The organism is Janthinobacterium goodfellowi (assembly GCF_051380695.1).
Classification (GTDB): domain Bacteria; phylum Pseudomonadota; class Gammaproteobacteria; order Burkholderiales; family Burkholderiaceae_D; genus Janthinobacterium.
Genome location: NZ_JBNYXN010000004.1, coordinates 642,426 through 663,160, shown reverse-complemented (window position 1 = coordinate 663,160; position 20,735 = coordinate 642,426). Strand labels below are relative to the sequence as shown.

At 61.4% G+C, this 20,735-nt stretch carries 20 protein-coding genes; 12 read left to right on the top strand and 8 right to left on the bottom strand.

Annotated features, from left to right (window positions below; translation table 11 throughout):
* The first annotated feature begins 470 nt into the window (after nt 1-470).
* The 3 genes from ACQ4WQ_RS18930 (at nt 471) to ACQ4WQ_RS18920 (ending at nt 3,941) form a co-directional block, all read left to right on the top strand.
* On the top strand, nt 471-1,763 hold the full coding sequence (locus tag ACQ4WQ_RS18930; protein WP_436499155.1) for a sensor histidine kinase: 1,293 nt from the start codon (nt 471-473) through the stop codon (nt 1,761-1,763).
* Nucleotides 1,764-1,826: 63 nt separating this feature from the next.
* Entirely contained in the window at nt 1,827-2,585 is a 759-nt protein-coding gene (locus tag ACQ4WQ_RS18925) for a LytR/AlgR family response regulator transcription factor (protein ID WP_034751497.1), read from the top strand.
* Nucleotides 2,586-2,750: 165 nt separating this feature from the next.
* Entirely contained in the window at nt 2,751-3,941 is a 1,191-nt protein-coding gene (locus tag ACQ4WQ_RS18920; protein WP_436499153.1) for a PAS domain-containing sensor histidine kinase, read from the top strand.
* Nucleotides 3,942-3,986: 45 nt separating this feature from the next.
* Here the strand turns inward: ACQ4WQ_RS18920 and ACQ4WQ_RS18915 are convergent, their stop codons facing one another.
* The 3 genes from ACQ4WQ_RS18915 to ACQ4WQ_RS18905 form a co-directional block, all read right to left on the bottom strand.
* On the bottom strand, nt 3,987-4,934 hold the full coding sequence (locus ACQ4WQ_RS18915) for a porin (protein WP_436499151.1): 948 nt from the start codon (nt 4,932-4,934) through the stop codon (nt 3,987-3,989).
* Nucleotides 4,935-5,202: 268 nt separating this feature from the next.
* Nucleotides 5,203-5,853, bottom strand: a complete 651-nt coding sequence (locus tag ACQ4WQ_RS18910; protein ID WP_436499149.1) for a class I SAM-dependent methyltransferase — start codon at nt 5,851-5,853, stop codon at nt 5,203-5,205.
* Nucleotides 5,854-5,914: 61 nt separating this feature from the next.
* Nucleotides 5,915-6,856, bottom strand: a complete 942-nt coding sequence (locus ACQ4WQ_RS18905) for a CysB family HTH-type transcriptional regulator (protein WP_034751505.1) — start codon at nt 6,854-6,856, stop codon at nt 5,915-5,917.
* Nucleotides 6,857-7,016: 160 nt separating this feature from the next.
* On the opposite strand from ACQ4WQ_RS18905, the gene ACQ4WQ_RS18900 reads away from it, so the two are divergent.
* The 8 genes from ACQ4WQ_RS18900 to ACQ4WQ_RS18865 all read left to right on the top strand — a co-directional run bounded on the left by ACQ4WQ_RS18900 (nt 7,017) and on the right by ACQ4WQ_RS18865 (nt 14,770).
* Nucleotides 7,017-7,790 carry a sulfite exporter TauE/SafE family protein gene (locus tag ACQ4WQ_RS18900; RefSeq protein ID WP_326459847.1) on the top strand — a complete coding sequence of 258 codons (774 nt, stop codon included), beginning with the start codon at nt 7,017-7,019 and terminating at the stop codon, nt 7,788-7,790.
* A 70-nt stretch (nt 7,791-7,860) separates the two neighbouring features.
* Nucleotides 7,861-9,549: a nitrite/sulfite reductase gene (locus ACQ4WQ_RS18895; protein WP_086138740.1), complete on the top strand. Its 1,689-nt coding sequence runs from the start codon at nt 7,861-7,863 to the stop codon at nt 9,547-9,549.
* Nucleotides 9,542-10,102, top strand: coding sequence for a DUF934 domain-containing protein (locus ACQ4WQ_RS18890; RefSeq protein WP_070219467.1), 561 nt, complete (start codon nt 9,542-9,544; stop codon nt 10,100-10,102). Before ACQ4WQ_RS18895 ends, ACQ4WQ_RS18890 begins: the two co-directional genes overlap by 8 nt.
* 9 nt (nt 10,103-10,111) lie before the next feature.
* Entirely contained in the window at nt 10,112-10,828 is a 717-nt protein-coding gene (locus ACQ4WQ_RS18885) for a phosphoadenylyl-sulfate reductase (protein ID WP_436499146.1), read from the top strand.
* 6 nt (nt 10,829-10,834) lie between these two features.
* Nucleotides 10,835-11,779 (top strand): sulfate adenylyltransferase subunit CysD, encoded by a 945-nt coding sequence (cysD, locus tag ACQ4WQ_RS18880; RefSeq protein WP_436499178.1) that lies wholly within the window; start codon nt 10,835-10,837, stop codon nt 11,777-11,779.
* Complete coding sequence (locus tag ACQ4WQ_RS18875; protein ID WP_436499144.1) at nt 11,779-13,095, top strand: sulfate adenylyltransferase subunit 1; 1,317 nt, start codon at nt 11,779-11,781, stop codon at nt 13,093-13,095. The genes cysD and ACQ4WQ_RS18875 overlap by 1 nt, the downstream gene beginning before the upstream one ends.
* A 28-nt stretch (nt 13,096-13,123) precedes the next feature.
* The gene (cobA, locus tag ACQ4WQ_RS18870; protein ID WP_436499142.1) at nt 13,124-13,888 is read left to right on the top strand and encodes a uroporphyrinogen-III C-methyltransferase; all 765 of its coding nucleotides are present in this window, start codon (nt 13,124-13,126) and stop codon (nt 13,886-13,888) included.
* A gap of 231 nt (nt 13,889-14,119) precedes the next feature.
* Nucleotides 14,120-14,770 (top strand): hypothetical protein, encoded by a 651-nt coding sequence (locus tag ACQ4WQ_RS18865; protein ID WP_436499140.1) that lies wholly within the window; start codon nt 14,120-14,122, stop codon nt 14,768-14,770.
* Nucleotides 14,771-14,776: 6 nt separating this feature from the next.
* Here ACQ4WQ_RS18865 and ACQ4WQ_RS18860 read toward each other — a convergent pair whose 3' ends face one another.
* The 4 genes from ACQ4WQ_RS18860 to lptF are packed head-to-tail and all read right to left on the bottom strand — an operon-like array spanning nt 14,777 to nt 18,457.
* Complete coding sequence (locus tag ACQ4WQ_RS18860) at nt 14,777-15,742, bottom strand: Stealth CR1 domain-containing protein (protein WP_436499138.1); 966 nt, start codon at nt 15,740-15,742, stop codon at nt 14,777-14,779.
* Entirely contained in the window at nt 15,739-16,146 is a 408-nt protein-coding gene (locus ACQ4WQ_RS18855; protein ID WP_436499136.1) for a sirohydrochlorin chelatase, read from the bottom strand. The genes ACQ4WQ_RS18860 and ACQ4WQ_RS18855 overlap by 4 nt, the downstream gene beginning before the upstream one ends.
* Nucleotides 16,146-17,315: an LPS export ABC transporter permease LptG gene (gene lptG, locus ACQ4WQ_RS18850; RefSeq protein ID WP_436499134.1), complete on the bottom strand. Its 1,170-nt coding sequence runs from the start codon at nt 17,313-17,315 to the stop codon at nt 16,146-16,148. The genes ACQ4WQ_RS18855 and lptG overlap by 1 nt, the downstream gene beginning before the upstream one ends.
* Nucleotides 17,312-18,457, bottom strand: a complete 1,146-nt coding sequence (gene lptF, locus ACQ4WQ_RS18845) for an LPS export ABC transporter permease LptF (protein WP_436499132.1) — start codon at nt 18,455-18,457, stop codon at nt 17,312-17,314. The genes lptG and lptF overlap by 4 nt, the downstream gene beginning before the upstream one ends.
* A gap of 67 nt (nt 18,458-18,524) precedes the next feature.
* On the opposite strand from lptF, the gene ACQ4WQ_RS18840 reads away from it, so the two are divergent.
* Nucleotides 18,525-20,018, top strand: a complete 1,494-nt coding sequence (locus ACQ4WQ_RS18840; protein WP_436499130.1) for a leucyl aminopeptidase — start codon at nt 18,525-18,527, stop codon at nt 20,016-20,018.
* A 184-nt stretch (nt 20,019-20,202) separates the two neighbouring features.
* Here ACQ4WQ_RS18840 and ACQ4WQ_RS18835 read toward each other — a convergent pair whose 3' ends face one another.
* Complete coding sequence (locus ACQ4WQ_RS18835; protein WP_436499128.1) at nt 20,203-20,730, bottom strand: hypothetical protein; 528 nt, start codon at nt 20,728-20,730, stop codon at nt 20,203-20,205.
* Between the last annotated feature and the right edge of the window lie 5 nt (nt 20,731-20,735).

Here is a 20,735-nt window from a genome sequence, read left to right as displayed (position 1 = left end):
TGAACATTTGATATTTTAAGTTAGACGCCAATCCGAAAATTGACGCTGCACTTGCATCAAATGCCCACACTTATCGACTGTTAATTGTTAAAGAACTGTATTCGGTTACTGCTTTCGTGCTATCGACAAAGCGTTGTGTTTGTCAGCTGCGAAGAAGGAAGAGTATGAAGCATTTCACTACATCCGTCAACTCCTTCTTTTTCTCGTCTCACTCGGCATTTGCATGCGTCGTTCAGCGAGGGGGCGAATTATAGCCCTGCTCCGCGCGGCCCGCAAGCGCTATTTTCCCGCCCCCGCCGCCCAGCAAGCATAGTCTTCACTTCAAGCGCCTTTTTGTGCAGCCTGTCGCAATCGGCTGGCGTAGTTCGTGGTCTTTAGGCACAGTGGCAACATCAGACTCTGACGCTACTCAACAAGGGGTTAAACTTGCCCGCTGCGTCGATTAACTCTTGTACTTGAAAGTGCCCCCCATGCTTCCGATTTCCAGCCTGCCCCAATTGTTGAAAACCATCCTCGCTTGGTTGCAACGGGCATTCGACGCGACGACGACCTGGGTTACCCAGTTGTCGTGGTGGAAATTCTTCCTGTTCGCGGCACTGGCTCTGATCGCCGGTTCCATTTTGCAAGATGAGCTGTTCTCGTCCAGCCCGGACGAAGAAGTGGTCATCAAGTCGCATAAACGCAGCAGCAAGGGTTCAGGGGAAACCAATATCCTGATCGACGATACGGGCATCCATTTCAATCCCCGCAACGGCAAGAACCGGCGCAGCAGCACGGCCGATGCGGCCAGCGATCCAAGCGATGCCGCCGAGGCGGACGCAAAAGCCAGCGCCGTGCCGCCGGAACCGCCGCAACCACCGGCCGCCCCTGCCAAGCCCAACTATCCGGTGACCACCAATGCTTCGGGGGAAGAAGTCCATATCGAATTACCGCCGCAAATCGGCGAAGAGTTGTCGAATGCCATCGAAGAAGCCGTCGATGATGCGGCGGAACAAAAAGTGTCGCGCTACCACCAGCAAGCCTCGACCTGGTTCAAGAGTTTTGTGTCCTTGCTGGTACTGGCCCTGTTCGCCATGAAGGCCCTGGTCGGCGGCAAGAAACGCGCCGAAGCGGAAACCGTCACGGCCAACGAAGCGGCCGAGCGCGAATCCATGCAGCGCCAGCTCAGCGAAGCGAAGATGCAGATGATGCAGGCGCAAGTCGAGCCGCACTTCCTGTTCAATACGCTTGCCTCCGTCGAACACCTGATCCAGGTCGACCCGCCGCGCGCGGCCAAGATGCAGCGCAGCCTGATCCAGTATCTGCGCGCCGTGCTGCCGCAAATGCGCGACAACGCCCTGATTACCAACCTGGGCCGCGAAGCGGACATGGTGCAAGCGTACCTGAACCTGCTCAAAATGCGCATGGAAGAACGCCTGACCGTCGATTTCCAGATTCCCGACGGCCTGCGCAGCGCCGCCTTCCCGCCCATGATGCTGCAATCGATGGTGGAAAATGCCATCAAGCACGGCCTGGAAGTCAAACCGGAAGGCGGCACCCTGCGCATCGTGGCCGAAGTGGCGCACAGCAAGCTGCGCGTGACGGTCACCGATGACGGCCTGGGCTTTGGCGTGGTGCCCAGCGATGGCACGGGCCTGGGCTTGCCCACCATCCGCGAGCGTTTGAAACTGCTGCATGGCGACCAGGGCAGCCTGACCATTACGCCAAATCAACCGTCCGGCGTGTGTGCGGTGATCGAAGTGCCATATCAATTGTCCAAATAAGACAGTTGATAAAAACGCTAAATCATTGAATAATCAATCTTCGCCTGTTCACACTTGAGACCTATGCCTACCGCTATTATTGCCGACGACGAAAGACTGATGCGCGACCAGCTGCGCCTGCGCCTGGGCCAGGCCTGGCCTGAACTGGAAATCATCGGCGAAGCCAAGAATGGCGACGAAGCGATCGAACTGGTGGAACAACTCAAACCGGACTTTGCCTTCCTCGACATCCGCATGCCGGGCAAGACGGGCATGGAAGCGGCGCAAGTGATAGGCAGCAAGACGCATATCGTCTTCGTCACGGCCTATGACAGTCACGCCGTCGAAGCCTTCGAGCGGGGCGCCGTCGACTACGTGCTCAAGCCGCCCGAACATGAGCGCTTGCTGGTGACGGTGGAGCGCCTGAAAACGCACTTGAACAAACCGGCCCTGGATGTCAACAGCAGCGTCACGGCCATGCTGTCGCAACTGGCGGAAAAAATCACGGCCAAGCCCACTTACCTGCAATGGATACAGGCCAGCATCGGCCAGGACTTGCGCATGATTCCGGTGGAAGAGATTTTGTTCTTCCGTTCTGACGAAAAATACACGTGCGTGCAGACGGCCAAGTATGAAGCGCTGATCCGCAAGCCCGTGCGCGACCTGGCCGAAGAGCTCGACCCTTCGCTGTTCTGGCAAATCCACCGCGCCACCCTGGTCAACGTGAATGCCATTGAAGGCGTGACGCGCGACATCCGCGGCCGCCACCTGGTCCTCATCAAGGGCAAATCCGACAAGCTCGAAGTCAGCCGCAGCTTCTTGCACCTGTTCAAGCAAATGTAAATCGCTCGCCGCCGCCCGGCCCAGGCCGGTGCGGCGCCTTGATCTCTTCCTTTCCCCTTCCTGCGCCACATCAAGCCGCGCCGCGCCAGCAGGCATAGGCTAGATAAAGTCCAACTCGCCACCGCTGTCTTGCCTGCCTTCGTCCACGTTCGCAAGGAGAACCCCATGCCCGACCGAGGCAGTCCCGCACTGCTGCGCATCTTGCCGCTGGGTATGGCGGCTGCGCTTTTGCTGTGCTTGTTTCCTCCACTGAAAGCCCGCCGCCAACAGCAGGCGCGCGGCCAGGCCATCATCGACAGCGCCAGCGACGCCATCATCAGCATCGACAGCCGGCAAATCATCCTGCATGCGAACGCGGCGGCAGCCAGATTGTTCGACGACACGCCGGCCGGCATGCGCGGCATGCGCCTGGGCCACTACATCCTGCGCGACTTGCGTACCCTGGGCGGCCTGGGCAAGCACGATGGCGAGCCGCCGTTTGGCGATATCAGCCAGGAACTGCGCCTGACGGGACGGCGCGCCACCGATTACACCTTGACGGGACGGCGCAGCGATGGCGCCATGTTTCCCCTCGAAGGATCGCTCTCGGCCATGCAGGAAGATGGCCATAGCGTATTTACCATCATCGTGCGCGACATTACCGCGCGCCAGCAGATGCATGAGCAGCTGGCCCGCTCCTTTTCGCAATTGCGTGAATTGTCGAGCGCGTTGCAAACCATCCGCGAAGAAGAACGCAAGCATATCGCGCGTGAACTGCATGATGACCTGGGACAATTGCTGGCCACCTTGCGCGTCGACCTGACCCTGGTGCGCCAGCACACGGACACCACCGCGCCCCTGCAAGCCCTGCTGCACAGCATGGACGGCTTGCTGGTGACGGCCATCACCTCGCTGCGGCGCATCGCCAGCAACCTGCGCCCGCGCGCGCTCGATGAAGGGGGATTGTATTTTGCACTGCAAAAACTGCGCCACGACTTCCTGTTGCGCCGCGCCATCCATTTCGACTTGCTGGCCGACGAGGCCGACCTCGTGCTCGACGACGCGCGCAGCACGGCCATCTACCGCATCGTGCAAGAAGCGCTGACGAATATCGCGCGCCATGCCGAAGCCAGCCGCATCACCATCGCCCTGCACCGCATCGACTCCTCGCTGGCGATCACCATCCAGGATGACGGCCGCGGCATTGCCGAACACGACCTGGAAAAAGACACGGCACTGGGCTTGCTGGGCATGCGCGAACGGGTGTGGGGCTTGAACGGCAGCATCCATATCGGCGCCGATAGCGAATTGGGCGGCACGCGCATCGACATCTCGCTGCCCATGCACGCGGAGGCGGCAACCGCGGCGATGCAATAAAAAAGGCGCCCGCAGGCGCCTTTACTTCGTCACATCGAATGATGCTTAGAATTTGTGTGCCAGACCAATCTGGTACGAGGTCAGCGACTTGACGCGCTCGCGGCCAGCGTAGGCGTACACATCGGTGCGCTTCGACAGGTGGTAGTCGTAGCCGACGCCGAATTCCTTGATGGTGTCCTGATCCTTGACCTTGTTGTTGCTTTGCTCTTGCTTGCCATACGACACTTTGGCATCGCCGCCACCCACCGTGTAGTTCAGACCGATCAGGTAGGACTTGAATTCGCCCGTGGTGGCAACCTTGGTGTCGCCTTTCGAGTAGGCGGCCGTGATCTTGGCTGGGCCGAATTTATAGCCGCCGCCGATGGACCACAGGTCGGCCTTGGCTGCCGTTGCCGTTGCTTGCACGGCTTTTTCGTAGCCGGCGTGCAGGCTGATCGGGCCATTGTCGTAGGTTGCCAGGCCGATTACGCCTGCATCAGCGCTGTTGACTTCGCTCAGCACGTATTGCAGGCTGCCCACGAAACCGTCAAAGCTTGGGCTGTTGTAGGTCACGGCATTGTTGACGCGCGACGTGCCGACGCCCGAACGCAGCAGGGCTTCATTGTTCTTGCCGACCACGCCGTAGGTGTTGAATGGGTCGACGCGGGCGATGGTGCCATCGACCAGGTTCTTGGTGCGGCCCAGGATGGCGGTACCGAAAGCGCCTTTCAAGCCCACGTACGCTTGACGGTCGAACAACACGCCTTTTTGCGCGCCGGTGTCGGCCAGGAATTCACTTTCCAGGTTGAAAATTGCGGACAGGCCGCCACCCAGATCTTCCGTGCCCTTGAAACCGAGGCGCGACGCATTGTTTTCGCGCTCGACCGTTGGCTGGCCAGTGGTCTTGGCGATACCGAGGTCAACCAGACCATACACGGTGACGTTCGATTGTGCTTGCGCCGTAGCTGCTGCGAAGGTGCCGACGATCAATGCTGCCAGAGTAATTTTTTTCACTTGAGAATCTCTACATTAGGTTGGACAAGATGAGCTGCTGCTGAGCTGCTTAGCTGCTGAACCGAATCATGCCCACGAAATACTTCAACAATATGACATCGACAAGATGTTGTTTTTTAGAACAACATCTTGTCAGATAAAAACAACAGGCGAAAAAAAACCGCCCGAAGGCGGTTCATGCTGCAACAACAGTGGCTGTCAGGCGTAGGTCGGATTAGCGTAGCGTAATCCGACAACATTGTCGGCACACCACATCAAAAGGCCAGCGTTACTTCAGACGGCAGCTCAACAGCCAGTAGTATTCCAGGCGCTTCATGCGGATTTCGCGGGCCGAGTGGGCAAACTTCTTGCGCAGGTGGCTATCCGACGGGAAATTCTTCAGCACTTCATAGCGCTCGCCCCCATCCGTCGTGCGGAACTGGTGGGTATTGCCCTCCAGGTCGGTGCGCGCGATCACCGTGCTGCTGCCATCGACATAAGAATTGTCGATCAGCACCAGCAAGATATCCTTGCCCAGCTTGCTGCGCAATTGCTTCAGGTATTTGTCCTGGTCTTCGCGCTTGACGTGCGACCACCAGAAGCCCGCGAACACAGCCGTGAACTTGCCCAGCATGTCGTCGGGCAAGTTGAACGCGTCGAGCTTGGCGAAGGTGACGTTGTCGGGCAAGCCGCGCTTTTGTGCCAGCGCCAGCATTTCATCGTTGATATCGGTGGCCAGCACGGACTCGGCCGACTCGGCGACCACTTCCGTCCAGTAGCCGGTGCCGCAAGCCAGTTCCAGCACGGTGTGGCCTTCCAGCACGTCGGCGACCTTGTCGCGCAACACTTCCAGGTCTTCCTGGCGTTCGGGCTTGTCATAGACGCGCTCGTACTGCTGCGCGATGGTGGCGTAATATTTGGCAAGCTGATCGGTAATCATTGTTTCTTCTCTTCTTAAATAATCTTGGCCAGGCACCTCGCCCGGCCGACTTCATGCATTGTTATAGTTCGTAGTGCTCTTTATCACCGCTCATCGCCTGCTCGATGAGCTTGCGGTTCAAGGTCGGCGTCAGCAACTCGATAAAGGTATAAATATAGCTGCGCAAATACGCGCCCTGCTTGACGGCCACGCGCGACACATTCATGCCGAACAGGTGCCCGACAGGAATGGCGCGCAAGCCTTTGTCGCGCTCGGCATCGAAGGCCATACCCGCTATGATACCAATCCCCATGCCCAACTCGACATAAGTCTTGATCACGTCCGCGTCGATGGCTTCCAGCAAGATGTCGGGCTTCAGGCCGCGCAGCACGAAAGCGTGGTCGATCTTGTTGCGTCCGGCGAACGCGCTGTCATAGGTAATCAGCGGGAAGGCGGCGATTTCTTCCAGGGTCACGGACTTCGATTTGAGCAGCGGATGGTCGACCGGCACCACCACCACGTGTTCCCATTGATAGCATGGCAAGGTGATCAGGCCATCGATGGCGGCGATCGATTCCGTGGCGATGGCCAGGTCGGCCTGGTCGCGCTGCACCATCTCGGCGATCTGGCGCGGATTGCCTTGCAGTAACGACAATCTTACCTTCGGGAACTTCAGCATGAAGGCTTGCACCACCTTGGGCAAGGTGTAGCGCGCCTGCGTATGCGTGGTGGCAATGGTGAAGCTGCCGCTGTCCTGCGCCGCGAATTCCTTGCCGATGCGCTTCATGCTGTCGATTTCCTGCATGATCAGCTCGACCGATTCCAGCACCAGGCGGCCCGGCTCCGTCAAGCCGCGGATGCGCTTGCCGTGGCGCGTAAAAATATCCACGCCCAGCTCTTCCTCCAGCTCGATGATGGCTTTCGATACGCCCGGTTGCGACGTAAACAAGGCCTTGGCGGCGTCCGTCAGGTTGTAGTTCTGCCGGACCGCTTCGCGCACGAAGCGCAGTTGATGGAGATTCATTGCTGGTTTGCCCTAGATTGCCGTGATTTGCCGAGTTTCCGCCCCACCCATGATTTTGCATTCATGCATATACGCATATCGCATATAAGCAAATGCGTACTTAGTAGTTTGGATTAAACACTAAGTTTATTACTATTGCGGGTACTTTGGGGGTGCAAGCATGACTTTGTCTTATATAGTCTCAGGATTTGCCGTAGGATTACTCGTAGGAATGACCGGCGTGGGCGGCGGCTCGCTGATGACGCCGCTGTTAACCCTGCTGTTTGGCGTACCGCCTTCCGTGGCCGTGGGCACCGACTTGGCGTTCGCCTCGATCACCAAGAGCGCCGGCACCCTGACGCACCGCCTGCGCGGCACCATCCGCTGGGATATCGTCAAGCGCCTGTGCATCGGCGCCCTGCCCGCCGCCGTCCTCGCGACCCTGGCGCTCAAATCGTTCGGCACCCTGTCGCCGCAAATCGGCCAGATCATCCGTTACTCGATCGCCGGTTCCGTGCTGCTGACCGTCGTGGCACTGATCTTCAAGGGCCGCATGCTGGCCTGGATCAATGCCCATCCAGAGAAACAATTGCAAGGCAACAAGCTTTCCGCCGCGACCATCCTCGCCGGCGCCGTGCTGGGCGTGCTGGTGACGGTATCGTCGATCGGCGCCGGCGCCATCGGCGCGACCTTGCTCGTGATGCTGTATCCACGCATGAGCTCAGCCGAAGTGGCGGGCACCGACATCGCCTACGCCGTGCCCCTGACGGCCATCGCCGCGCTGGGCCACTGGTGGCTCGGCTCCATCCACTGGGAATTGCTGGCCTCCTTGCTGGTCGGCTCCCTGCCCGGCATCACGCTCGGTTCCTGGGTCGCCCGTTCGGTACCGGAAAAGTTTTTACGCGTGCTGCTGGCGATGACCTTGACCGGCGTGGCAGTAAAGCTAATCTATTAAGTGGCAAGAGCAGTATCAAGAACATAATCCCAGGCAATCTTCCAGCACCCCGGCTTTTTTAGGAATTGATATGTACCATTACGATCAGTACGACCACCTCATCATCAAAGAACGCATCGCCCAGTACCGAGACCAGGTTGCGCGCCGTATCGCCAATGAACTGACGGAAGAGGAATTCATTCCGCTGCGCCTGCAAAACGGCCTGTACATGCAACGCCATGCCTACATGCTGCGCATCGCCGTGCCGTACGGCTTGCTGTCGTCCAAGCAGATGCGCATGTTCGCGCACATCGCGCGCAAGTACGACCGCGGCTATGGCCACTTCACCACGCGCCAGAACATCCAGTTCAACTGGATCGAGCTGGAACAGACGCCCGATATCCTGACGGACCTCGCTTCCGTGGAAATGCACGCGATCCAGACTTCCGGCAACTGTATCCGTAATACAACATCGGACCCGTTCGCCGGCGTCGCCGCCGACGAAATCATCGATCCGCGCCCGTACGCAGAAGTACTGCGCCAGTGGAGCACCTTCCACCCCGAGTTCATCGCCCTGCCCCGTAAATTCAAGGTCGCCATCAATGGCGCCGAGGAAGACCGCGCCGCCATCGCCGTGCACGACATCGGCTTGACGGCCGTGCGCAACGCCGCTGGCGAAGTGGGCTTCAAGGTGATGGCCGGCGGCGGCATGGGCCGCACGCCGATCCTGGGCAGCGTCGTGCGTGACTTCCTGCCTTGGCAGCATTTGCTGACGTACATCCAGGCGATCATGCGCGTGTATAACTTGCACGGCCGTCGCGACAACAAATACAAGGCGCGCATCAAGATCCTGTTGAAAGCCATCGGCGTGGAAGAATTCACGCGCCAGGTGGAAGCGGAGTGGGTCGACTTGAAGGACGGTCCGGAAACCCTGACGGCCGAGGAAATGCAGCGCGTGGCGGACTTCTTCAATCCCCCCGCCTACCTTGCCCTGCCGGAACTCGACTACCAGGCCGAACATGCGGACAACAAGGCCTATGTCAACTGGCTGGCGCGCAACGTCAAGCCGCACCAGCGCCCCGGCTACGTGGCCGTGGTGCTGTCGCTGAAGAAGACGGGCGTGCCGCCGGGCGACGCGACGGCCGAGCAGATCGACTTCGTGGCCGATCTGGCCGACCGCTACAGCTTTGGCGAACTGCGCGTGACGCATGAACAAAACCTGGTGCTGGCCGACGTGGAGCAATCGAAACTGTTCGCACTGTGGCAGGAAGCCAAGGCGCACGGCCTGGCCACGCCGAACATCGGTCTGCTGACGGACATGATCTGCTGCCCGGGCGGCGATTTCTGCTCGCTGGCCAACGCCAAGTCGCTGCCGATCGCGGCCGCCATCGCGGAACGCTTCGACAGCATCGACTTCCAGCACGACATCGGCGAGATCGAACTGAATATTTCCGGCTGCATCAATGCCTGCGGCCACCATCACGTGGGCAGCATCGGCATCCTCGGCGTCGACAAGGATGGCAGCGAATGGTATCAAGTGTCGATTGGCGGCGCGCAAGGCAACAACGCGGCCATCGGCAAGATCATCGGCCCATCGTTCTCTTCCCTGCAGATGCCTGAAGTCATCGGCCGCCTGCTGCACGTCTACGTGCGCGACCGCCACGAAGGCGAGCGCTTCGTCGATACGGCCCAGCGTCTGGGCCTGGCACCGTTCAAGGAACACGTATATGCAACGCCGATCACCGTCGGCAACCTGGTGGGAGAAGACGAATATGTTTGAAGTACGCGAAGAAATCATCAAGAACGCCGCCGTGGTGCCGAATACCTGGGGCTTGCTGCGCCTCGATGAGACCGACACGCCGGAAACGGTCGTCGTGCCTGCGGGCAAGGTCATCGTCCCCCTGCCCGTGTGGCAAGCCCAGCGCGAGACCCTGCTGGCCCGCCTGCCCGACATCGGTGTCTGGCTGGCCAGCGACGAGCGGCCGGAAGAACTGGCGGCCGACGTGGCGCAACTGCCCGTCATCGGCGTGGATTTCCCGAAATTCACGGATGGCCGCGGCTATTCCATCGCCTTCAACCTGCGCGCCCGCCTGGGTTTCCAAGGTGAATTGCGCGCCATCGGCGACGTGCTGCGCGACCAGCTGTTTTCCATGCACAGGGTAGGCTTTGACGCGTATGCCACCCGGCCCGACCGCAGCATCCACGATGCCCTGAAAGGTTTGTCGGTCTTTTCGGAAACCTACCAGGCGTCGTGGGACCAGAAATCGCCGCTATTCCGCCGCCACCACCGCGAAGGCCAGAATCCTGACCTCGACAACGCGGCCGGCATCTGAGGACCCATCATGAGCGATCTGACTTCTTTGATTCACGCCACCGAGCAAACGCTGACACGCATCGCCGCCGATTTTTCGCCGGCCGTGTTCGCGTCCAGCCTGGCAGCCGAAGACATGGTGCTGACAGACATGATTCTCAAGGCAAAGCTGCCGATCGGCATCTTTTCCCTGGAAACGGGCCGACTGCACCAGGAAACCCTGGCCGTGCTCGACAAGGTCAAGGCCCGCTACGGCCACGACATCACCCTGTACCGCCCGCAGCCGGAGCTTGTCGCTGCCTACGTGGAACAGAACGGCCTCAACGCCTTTTATAACAGCGTCGAGATGCGCCGCGAATGCTGCCGCATCCGCAAGGTCGAGCCGCTGGGCCGCGCCCTGGCCGGCAACAAGGCCTGGGTCACGGGACAACGCCGCGCGCAGTCCACCACGCGCGCCGAATTGCATGTGCAGGAAGAGGACGCCGCGCACGCGATGACGAAATTCAATCCGCTGGCCGACTGGTCCGAGCAGGATGTGTGGGACTATATCCGTGCCAACGACGTGCCGTACAACGCGCTGCACGACCAGGGCTACCCGTCCATCGGCTGCGAACCGTGCACGCGGGCCGTGCAGCCGGGCGAAGATGTGCGCGCCGGACGCTGGTGGTGGGAAAACCCGGATTCCAAGGAATGCGGCCTGCACATGGTGGACGGCAAATTGATACGCATCAAATCCGTGGCAGCCTGACCAGACATAACAGACTCAGCAGAACAAGAAAGTACCCATATGAGCAATATTTTGAACCAGCGTCACCTCGACAGCCTTGAATCGGAAGCCATCCACATCATGCGCGAAGTGGCGGCCGAATCGGCCAATCCCGCCCTGCTGTTTTCCGGCGGCAAGGATTCCGTCGTCCTGCTGCGTTTGGCCGAAAAGGCCTTCCGCCCGGGCAAGTTTCCATTCCCCCTCGTGCATATCGACACGGGCCACAACTTCCCGGAAGTCATCACTTTCCGTGATAAAAAGGTGGCGGAACTGGGCGAGCGCCTGATCATCGGCTCCGTGGAAGACTCGATCAAGCGCGGCACCGTGCGCCTGCGCAACCCTGCCACGGATTCGCGCAATGCGGCGCAAGCGGTGACCTTGCTGGAAACCATCGCCGAACATGGCTTTGACGCCTGCATCGGCGGCGCGCGCCGCGATGAAGAAAAAGCCCGCGCCAAGGAACGCATCTTTTCCTTCCGCGACGAATTCGGCGCCTGGGACCCGAAAGCCCAACGCCCGGAACTGTGGGACCTGTATAACACCCGCGTGCATCCCGGCGAAAACATGCGCGTCTTCCCCATCTCTAACTGGACGGAGCTGGACGTGTGGCAATACATCGCCCGTGAAAAACTGGAATTGCCGCCGATCTACTTCGCGCACGAGCGCCAGGTAATCCCGCGCAACGGCCTGCTGGTGCCACTGACGGATCTGACGCCGCCGCGCGACGGCGAAACGGTGGAAACGCAAGTCGTGCGCTTCCGCACGGTGGGCGATATCTCGTGCACCTGCCCCGTCTCGTCCGACGCGGCGACGGTGGACGCCATCATCGCCGAGACGGCAATCACGCAAATCACGGAACGGGGCGCCACCCGCATGGATGACCAGACTTCCGAAGCCTCGATGGAAAAACGCAAGAAAGCAGGGTATTTCTAATGAACGCAGCAATCTCCAACACCACTCTCACCGACAGCGTTGAACGCGGCATGTTGCGTTTTATTACGGCCGGTTCCGTCGATGACGGCAAGAGCACCCTGATCGGCCGTTTGCTGTTCGACAGCAAGGGCATCTTCGCCGACCAGCTCGACGCCATGTCGCGCTCCAAGCACAAGCGCACGGTGGGCGACACTGTCGACCTGTCGCTGCTGACGGACGGCCTGGAAGCGGAACGCGAGCAAGGCATCACCATCGACGTGGCCTACCGTTACTTTGCCACGCCGAAACGCAAATTCATCATCGCCGACACGCCGGGCCATGAACAGTACACGCGCAACATGGTCACGGGGGCGTCCACCGCCGACGCCGTCATCATTTTGATCGATGTATCGAAAGTCAAACTCGGTGACGACGGCAGCGTGGAATTGCTGATCCAGACCAAGCGCCATTCGACGATTGCCCACTTGCTGCAGATCGAGCACGTGGTCGTGGCCGTCAACAAGATGGACCTGGTCGACTACGATGAAACGGTGTACAAGCGCATCGTCGCCGCCTACCGCGAGTTCGCCCAGTCGCTGGGTCTGAAGGACATCACGCCGATTCCATTGTCGGCCTTGACGGGCGACAACGTCGTCGAGCGCGGCGACAAGCTGGGCTGGTACACGGGCCCGACTTTGATCGAGCTGCTCGAATCGCTGTCCGTCTACGACGAATCGCACGACACGCCATTCCGCTTCCCCGTGCAGCTGGTAGCGCGCCACAACGGCCACGAAGCGAACGACTTCCGCGGCTACATGGGCCGCATCGAGGCGGGCAAGGTCAGCATCGGCGACACCCTGGTGGTGCAGCCGTCGGGCCAGACGGCGACAGTGAAAGATATCGTCACCCTCGACGGTTCGCTGCCGACGGCCGTGGTGGGCCAGTCCGTGACCCTGCTGCTGAATGAATATCTGGACATTTCGCGCGGCGACTTGCTGGCAAGCAGCGAGCGCCCTGCCACGCTGCTGAAACAGGTAGTGGCCGACGTGTGCTGGCTGTCGGAAGACGCGCTGGACCTGCGCCGCAAGTACTGGATCAAGCACGGCACCAGGCAGACGGCGGCCAAGGTGACGGCGATCGAATCGATTCTCGACATCAATACGCAGCAGCGCCATCCCGCCGAAGGCTTGAAGCTGAACGACATCGCCCGCATCAGCCTGAACGTGCAGCAGGCGCTGGCGGCCGATGCGTATGCCGATATCCGCGCCACCGGTGCGTTTATCCTGATCGATGAAGTCACCCACCAGACCGTTGCGGCCGGCATGGTCCGGCTCTAACCCCGTATCGTCCAGGAAAGGCAGCCATATGAACAGCTCCCCATCTCTCCCCGGCAAGGTCTACCTGATCGGCGCCGGCCCCGGCGCGCAAGACCTGATGACCTTGCGCGGCGCCCGCCTGCTGGCGCAGGCCGACGTCGTGCTGCACGACGCGCTGGTCACCGACGAGATGCTGGAGCTGTGTCCCAAGGCGCAAAAAATCCTGGTCGGCAAGCGCTGCGGCCAGTTGTCGACGGCGCAAGCCTTTATTAACAAGCAACTGGTCGACAACGCCCGCAAGCACGCCGTCGTGGTGCGCCTGAAAGGGGGCGACCCCATGCTGTTCGGCCGCGCCGACGAGGAATTGCGGGCACTGGAAGAGGCAGGCATCGCCGTCGAAGTGGTGCCCGGCATTACCACGGCACTGGCAGCGGCGGCCGCCACACAGCAGCCGCTGACCAAGCGCGGCGTGTCGCGCAGCGTGGCCTTTTTCACGTCCAGCACGGCGCCGGGCGAACCGGAGCAGACGCGCATCCCCGACTGCGACACCCTGGTGCAATACATGGGCGGACGCGAAGCCATCGCCACGGCGCAGCGCCTGCTGGCCCTGGGCCGCCGGGCCGACACGCCGGTGGTGGTGATTGAAAACTGCAGCCGCCCGGACCAGCGCATCGTGCGCCTGACGCTGAGCGCCCTGGCGCACGGCCTGGGCGACACCCACGGCCCGGTGCTGGTGATGCTGGGCGACGCCATGGCCGCACGCACGCACCAGGCCATCGAAGAAACAGCCGCCATGCCGGCGCGCCATGCTTGAATAAACACACCGTATTTTACCGACTTTAAAGTCAGTAACCGACGTCTTCCGGGGAAACATGATACGATGCTCACGCATCTTTTCTCGAGAAGTTGTTGTGTGATAGTAATAAATTCACGCTTCGCCCCGCCATAGCGCTTGCCGTGCGGTATCCCGGCTGACCCTCCCCGAAAAAAGCTGCGCCCGCAGGCTGCAATACCGCGCCGCGCAACTTTAGCCTTACGATCACACATGAATTTCACCTCCATGCGCGAAGCCCTGACTTCGCTCAGCCGCAGCAATGTCGGCGTCGCCAGCGCTGTGCTGTTCAGCATGCTCGCCTCCATCGCCCTGTGGACGGTGTTCCCGGATATCGACGATGAAAACCATTTATTGGAATGGCTGCAGGCGCTGTTCCTGGCCCTGGCTTGCACCGTGCACGGCGTGCGCGCATGGCAGGAGCCTGACCGCCAGTCGCTGCGCTTCCTCATGCATGCGGGCTTGTCGGCCCTGATGTTCGGCTTCCTGCTGCGCGAACTCGATATCGACCAGTTCGGCACGGCGCCCGCTTGGGCGCAGCTGGAAAAAGCCCTGCGCGTGGTGGAATTGCTGATCCTGATACGCGTGCTGATCTTTTTCGCGCCGCGCGCGCGCAAAGTGTTTGCCCATGCGCCGCAGATTTTCAGCATGCGCATCACCATCCTGACGGCCATCGGCGGCTTGCTGATGGTCGCCGGCTGGCCTTTCGACAAGAAGGTCTTTCACGGCATGCCGGACGCTTACGCGCTGCTGGGCGAAGAAGTGCTCGAACTGGGCGCGTATTTGCTGCTGTTCCTCGCTGCGCTGTCCGACAGCACGGCCGCCGCCCGCATCAGCCTGGCGCCAAGGAAGACAGCGGTTTAGCCGTCTTCAAATCTCGAAGGAAGACGGCAGCGGCAGCAGCCGCTGCAAGGTGGCGGCCACGCGCAACAGGCGCGGGTCGTCGTCCTCGGCCTCGTCGCAGGTATCGTTGATGCAGAAAAACGGCAAGCTGCCGAAACGCGCCGCCAGCTCCTCAAGCTGCCGCGGCGCCTGCGCATCGCCGCTGGCGATATGCAGCGGGTCGAGCATGCGCGAGCGCGCAATCCCCTGATGCACCATCCAGCGCGGCACCAGGTCGGGCAGCAATGCCGGCACCTGCCAGGAGCGGAACACCGTCGCGCGCACGCCGGCAAACATGGCCGGCGCCAGCCCTTCCAAGGCATGCAGCGCGCTTTTCAGCATGGGCCGTGGCGCATGCGCATACAGGCGCGGTTCATGCCGGTAAGCAGGGTACTGCGCCGACAGCCATTGCCGCGACAGGGTGGCGCAATTGACGGGCGCCGCCACGTCGGCGCGCAAGCCCGGCAAATCGGGCTGCAGCGCGCTTTCCGTGAACACGCTCAAGCGCCGGTCCTCTTCCCCGCCAAACCAGAATGCCGGCTCGAACGGCGCGCCAAAGAATACGTCGTCGTTCAGATACAGGAAGCGTTCGGACAGGCCCGGAATATGGTGCAGGTACGATTCGATATGGCCGGAATCGAACACGGGCAAGGCGGCGCCGGGCATCAGGCTCGCGTGGTCGATCACCGTCAGGCGCGGTGAAGCGCGCAGCCAGGATGGCACTTGTCGGTCCGTCAGCAGGTAGATGTGTCCATGGCCGGGGAAGAAGCGCTCGAGCGCGCGCAGGTTGTAGCGCAATTCCCCGTTGTCGCGGTAGCGTCCCGCCACGTTGCCGTGCAAGGCCAGCTGGCCGGGATGCGCCTGCGCCCAGGCGGCATACGCCTGACGCCGGCGCGTGCGCCACGCGGGATCGGCGCCGTCTACCCACAGGTAGACGATGTCGATGCCGCTCAAGGCAGAGGGCTGGAGCCTGGCGCCGCCACGCAGTAATCGGCGATGGCGGCGAGCACGCTGGCGTTCTCGCCCACGGCCTCGACCACCTTCAGGCGCAGTCCCGGATGCTGCTGGCGCAGTTCTTCCAGCAGCAGCGGCAAGTCGCGCAGCACATGCCCGCCCTGTCCCAGGAACACGGGCACCACCGTGACGTCGAGGATGGCGCCGGCCGGCAGCTCGGCCAGCAGGGTCGCCACCAGTTCGGGCAGGCGTGGCGTCATCAGTTCCAGGAAGGCCAGATGCACGCTGGTGCCGGGCATGCGCGCCTGGGTCAGGTCGCGCAGTCGCTCGAATGGGGCGGCCCACGATGCGGCGCGCGCGCCATGGGCAAACAAGATCAGAGCCTGTTTCACATTGGTCTCCATCAGTGCCGCTCCACCCACCACAGGGCGCCCAGCGCCAGCAGCAGATACAGGGCGCTCGGCGCCACAGCCGTCAGGAAGGCGGGCCAGGTGCTGAGCAAGCCAAGATGCGAGAACAGCGTGTTGACCAGCATGAAGCTCACGCCGATCATGATGCCGATGAAGATTTTCAGGCTGATGCCGCCGCTGCGCGTATGCATGTAGGCGAACGGCAGCGCCAGCGCCATCAGCACGAAAATGGCCAGCGGATCGATCAGCTTTTTCCAGAACGCGATGCGGAAACGCTCTGTCTCCTGTTTGTTCTCGGCCAGGTGGCGCGTGTACACGGCCAGTTCGCTGGCCGACATGCGCTCGGGATCGGACGCCGACACCGTGAGGATCTTCGGCGTCACTTCCGACGTCATGTCCTTGCTGGCGCTCTGCACCGTGCGCACCAGGCTCGTTTCCTGCCCATAGTAGTTCGCCAGCTTCGGCTCGAAGCCGGGCGAAGTCGTCGCGCTGTTCGAGAACGACGTTTCCGTCACATCGCTCAGGCGCCAGATATTATTGCCCTGATACGTAGCCCCCTTGGCCACGGTCAGGGTGCGCAAGCGCATATCGGTGTCGAATTCATACAGCTTGACGTTCTTCAGCTGGCCGTCGGGACGCGCTTCGCCGACGTTGAAGAAGCGCGAACCGGTGACGGTGCCCGTCAGACCGTCGCTCTTGACCATGTCCTTGGTCCACAGGCCCGAGCGAAACTCGCTCGACACGGCCGCGCCGCGCGAAGTCAGCTTGAGGCGTTCGGCCAGCGGCTCCGTGCGCGGCGTGATCAACTCGCCGAAGATGAAGGTGATGACGACGAAGACGATACCGATGCGGAACAGGAAACCTGCGGCCATCGCCGTCGACATGCTCGATGCGCGCATGATGGTGAATTCGGAACTGGCCGCAAACTGCGCCATCGTGTAGATGGTGCCGATCAGCGCCGCGATCGGCATCACCTCGTACACGTGTCCCGGCACCAGCACCAGCACGTACAGGAAGGCGTACTGGATGGTGTAGCCGTTGCGGCCCACCTTGGGCAGCTCGCCCGTCAGGTCGATGAAGGCTTGCAGTGCCAGGAAGGCCAGCAGCACGAACAGCACCGCCTGGAATATCGAGACCGCAAAATAGCGCTGTAAGATCTTCATGTCGATGCCGCTTTACTTGGTTTGCCGGCGCGGCGCGCGCGCTTGAAAGCCGCCAGCAGGACCAGCGGATGGTAGCGGTGGTTCACATTCAGGCGCCATGCAAACAGCGCCACCACGGCCAGCGCCGCCAGCAGGTGCAGCGGCCACCAGGCCAGGCCGAAGCTCAGGCGGCCCTGTTTCACGCTCGCTTCGAAAACCTTGATCAGATTGCTGTACGTAAAGAAAATCAGCAGGGCGATGATCAGGTTGGCCGAACTGCCGGCACGCGGATTGACAAAGCCCAGCGGGATGGCCAGCAGGATCAGCATCAGGCCGATCAGCGGCGCGCTGACGCGCCACAGCAATTCGGCCATGGTGTAGGGATTCGGATCGGCGACCAGCGCCATGGTGCTCATGGCGCGCACGCCCAGTTCCGCGCCCAGTTCCTGCTGCTTGCTCTCGATGCGCATGATGTACTGCTCGAACTCCATGGTCTGGAAGTCCGCCTGCGTCGGCACGCCCTGGTAGCGGCGGCCGCTCTTGAGCACCAGGAAGCGATCGCCCTTGGCGTCGGTATTGATCACGCCTTCCCTGGCGACGACAACGACGGCGCTGCCTTTCTCATCGACGGTATTGACGAAGACGTTCTGCACCACGTTCTTCTCGCCGCTGGCGCCCTCGACGAAAAAGATCCGGTTGCTGCCGGCCGATTCGCGGAACTGGCCCGGCGTGACTTTCTGCAGGTCTTCGCGCTTTTCAAAGCGCGCCACATATTCATCGCTTTTCTTTTGCGCCCACGGCGTGGCGTACAAACTCAGGATGCCCGTGGCCAGCACCAGCGGCAGGCCGAAGCTGAGCACGGGCCAGATCCAGCGCGACAGGCTCAGGCCCGAGGCGAACCACACCACCATCTCCGATTCCTTGTAGCTGCGCGTGACGACCATCAGCACCGAAATGAAACCGGTGAGGATGATGATGGTGGGCAGCTGCATCAGGGCGGAAAAGACCATCAGGGACATGACGTCGGACGATGCGATCTTGCCGCCCGCCGCCTTGCCGAGAATACCGATCAGCATCCAGGTGAGCAGGATGCTGAACAAAACAGTGAAGGTGGCCCCGGCGGCACTAGCCAATTCACGTCGAAGGGCGCGTTGAAAGATCATTCGGAGTTTATAATTCGGGTCAGTTAGTTGAGTAACACGTTACTAGTAAATGAAAACGGAGAACCAAATGGACTTTAGCATAAAAGCATTCGATACCAAGAGCACCCTCGGCACGGCCAAAAGCGGATGCATCGCGGTTGCGGTATTCGAAAACAAAAAACTGTCGCCAGCGGCAAAATCGCTGGACAGCAAGGGTGCGATTTCGGCTGCGCTGAAGTCCGGCGACATCAGCGGCAAGCCTGGCAGCACGTTGCTGCTGCGCGCAGTCGATGGCGTCGCCGCCGAACGTGTTCTGCTGGTAGGCATGGGCAGCGATGACACTGTCAGCGAAAAAAGCTTCGCAACCGGCGTACAAGCCGCGCTGAAGGCCTTCGGCTCGCTGGGCGCTGCGGACGCCATTATCGCATTACCGCTGGCTGAAGTGAAAGAGCGCGACGTAAATTGGGCAATCCGTTGCGTGGTGCAAGCAGCGCACGACAGCGAATACCGCTGCGACTCGCAAAAAAGCAAAAAAGATCCGGCGCCAGCAGGCGTGCGCAAGATCGTCCTGGCGGCGCCAGCAACGGCAGCCACGCGCGGCGCGCTGGCGCAAGCCATCGCCATCGCCAACGGTTCCGACCTGACGCGCAATCTGGGCGACCTGCCGGCGAACATCGCCAATCCGAGCTACCTGGCCAGCACGGCCAAGCAGCTGGCCAAGGATTACAAGTTCGAAGTCGAAATCCTGGACCGCAAACAGCTCGAAGCGCTGAAAATGGGCAGCTTCCTGTCCGTCACCAACGGCAGCGAACAGCCGCCGAAATTCATCGTCCTGAAGCACATGGGCGGCAAGGCCAAGGATGCGCCGGTGGTCCTGGTCGGCAAGGGCATCACCTTCGACACGGGCGGCATTTCGATCAAGGCCGGTCCTGGCATGGATGAAATGAAGTACGACATGTGCGGCGCCGCCTCGGTACTGGGCACCTTCCGCGCCATCGGCGAAATGAACCTGAAGCTGAACGTCATCGGCGTCATCGCCGCGTGCGAAAACATGCCGTCGGGCCGCGCCACCAAGCCGGGCGACATCGTCACCTCCATGAACGGCCTGACCATCGAAGTGCTGAACACGGACGCCGAAGGCCGTCTGGTGCTGTGCGACGCGCTGACCTACGCCGAACGCTTCAAGCCGGCAGCCGTGGTCGATATCGCCACCCTGACGGGCGCTTGCGTCGTCGCCCTGGGCCACCACAACAGCGGCCTGTTCACCCGCAGCGATGCGGCGCATGACCAGCTGGCCAATGAGCTGCTGGCAGCGGGCAAGCAAGCGAGCGACACGGCATGGCGCATGCCGATCGAAGAGGCGTACAACGAGCAGCTGAAGTCGAACTTCGCCGACCTGGCCAACATCGGCACGCCAGGCGGCGGCTCGGTGACGGCAGCGGCGTTCCTGGAAAACTTCACCAAGAAGTACACCTGGGCGCATCTGGACATCGCCGGTACGGCATGGAAATCGGGCGGCTCGAAGGGCGCGACCGGCCGTCCAGTCCCACTGCTCACCACGTTCCTGATCAACCGGGTGTAACGCCAGACCAAACCTACTGCGCGGGGCTATTGGCGGCCGGCGATGCTCGCTGTACATAAAGTACAGCTGCGCTTCTCGACCACCACTAGCTCCCGCTCGCTACGGTTTTGTCAGGCGTCGTTACGCAATAAGACAGCCGCCACGGTCACTGACCCTGGCGGTTTTTTCATGCGTGGGATATTAATCAGTAGACGACGGGATTGGGCAAAGGCGACGGCGCCACCTTGGGCTGCACCACCGCTTCCGGCACGGCGGGTGCTGGCGCTGGCGCGGAAATCGGCGCGGGCGGCGGCGCCAGACGGGCCGGGTCTTGCATGACGATGGTCAGGATCGAAGGGTAGTCGAAGCCGGCGCCCGTGTTGCGGTCGACGAAGTAGCCAACGCCCAGGGTCAGGATGACATTGCCCCAGACGCTGCCATTGAGCTTGGGGTCGATGTGGTCGTCCGTCGCGATGGCGGGCGAACCGTGCTTGCGGCAATCGACCTTCAACGGCTCCTGGCTCTTGCGGATGGTGATGCGTCCGGGCGTGGTGACGAACCACTTGCCCACGTCGTTGCTGAGGATGCAGCCGGCGCCCGTCAGCTCGCGGTTGTCCTGGATGGTTTGCACCAGCACCATCTGGTCCGTGTTGCCCGTCAGGGTGGCGCAGCCGCCCAGGCCAAACAGCAGCAGCGTCCTGGCGGCAAGGGCGGCAGACGATGGTACGCGCATGGGAA

Excerpts from the sequence above, each read along its gene's own strand:
- ACQ4WQ_RS18930 (WP_436499155.1), top strand. The coding sequence starts at position 471 with ATGCTTCCGATTTCCAGCCTGCCCCAATTGTTGAAAACCATCCTCGCT.
- ACQ4WQ_RS18925 (WP_034751497.1), top strand. The coding sequence starts at position 1,827 with ATGCCTACCGCTATTATTGCCGACGACGAAAGACTGATGCGCGACCAG.
- ACQ4WQ_RS18920 (WP_436499153.1), top strand. The coding sequence starts at position 2,751 with ATGCCCGACCGAGGCAGTCCCGCACTGCTGCGCATCTTGCCGCTGGGT.
- ACQ4WQ_RS18910 (WP_436499149.1), bottom strand. The coding sequence starts at position 5,853 with ATGATTACCGATCAGCTTGCCAAATATTACGCCACCATCGCGCAGCAG.
- ACQ4WQ_RS18905 (WP_034751505.1), bottom strand. The coding sequence starts at position 6,856 with ATGAATCTCCATCAACTGCGCTTCGTGCGCGAAGCGGTCCGGCAGAAC.
- ACQ4WQ_RS18900 (WP_326459847.1), top strand. The coding sequence starts at position 7,017 with ATGACTTTGTCTTATATAGTCTCAGGATTTGCCGTAGGATTACTCGTA.
- ACQ4WQ_RS18895 (WP_086138740.1), top strand. The coding sequence starts at position 7,861 with ATGTACCATTACGATCAGTACGACCACCTCATCATCAAAGAACGCATC.
- ACQ4WQ_RS18890 (WP_070219467.1), top strand. The coding sequence starts at position 9,542 with ATGTTTGAAGTACGCGAAGAAATCATCAAGAACGCCGCCGTGGTGCCG.
- ACQ4WQ_RS18885 (WP_436499146.1), top strand. The coding sequence starts at position 10,112 with ATGAGCGATCTGACTTCTTTGATTCACGCCACCGAGCAAACGCTGACA.
- ACQ4WQ_RS18875 (WP_436499144.1), top strand. The coding sequence starts at position 11,779 with ATGAACGCAGCAATCTCCAACACCACTCTCACCGACAGCGTTGAACGC.
- cobA (WP_436499142.1), top strand. The coding sequence starts at position 13,124 with ATGAACAGCTCCCCATCTCTCCCCGGCAAGGTCTACCTGATCGGCGCC.
- ACQ4WQ_RS18865 (WP_436499140.1), top strand. The coding sequence starts at position 14,120 with ATGAATTTCACCTCCATGCGCGAAGCCCTGACTTCGCTCAGCCGCAGC.
- ACQ4WQ_RS18855 (WP_436499136.1), bottom strand. The coding sequence starts at position 16,146 with ATGGAGACCAATGTGAAACAGGCTCTGATCTTGTTTGCCCATGGCGCG.
- lptG (WP_436499134.1), bottom strand. The coding sequence starts at position 17,315 with ATGAAGATCTTACAGCGCTATTTTGCGGTCTCGATATTCCAGGCGGTG.
- lptF (WP_436499132.1), bottom strand. The coding sequence starts at position 18,457 with ATGATCTTTCAACGCGCCCTTCGACGTGAATTGGCTAGTGCCGCCGGG.
- ACQ4WQ_RS18840 (WP_436499130.1), top strand. The coding sequence starts at position 18,525 with ATGGACTTTAGCATAAAAGCATTCGATACCAAGAGCACCCTCGGCACG.
- ACQ4WQ_RS18835 (WP_436499128.1), bottom strand. The coding sequence starts at position 20,730 with ATGCGCGTACCATCGTCTGCCGCCCTTGCCGCCAGGACGCTGCTGCTG.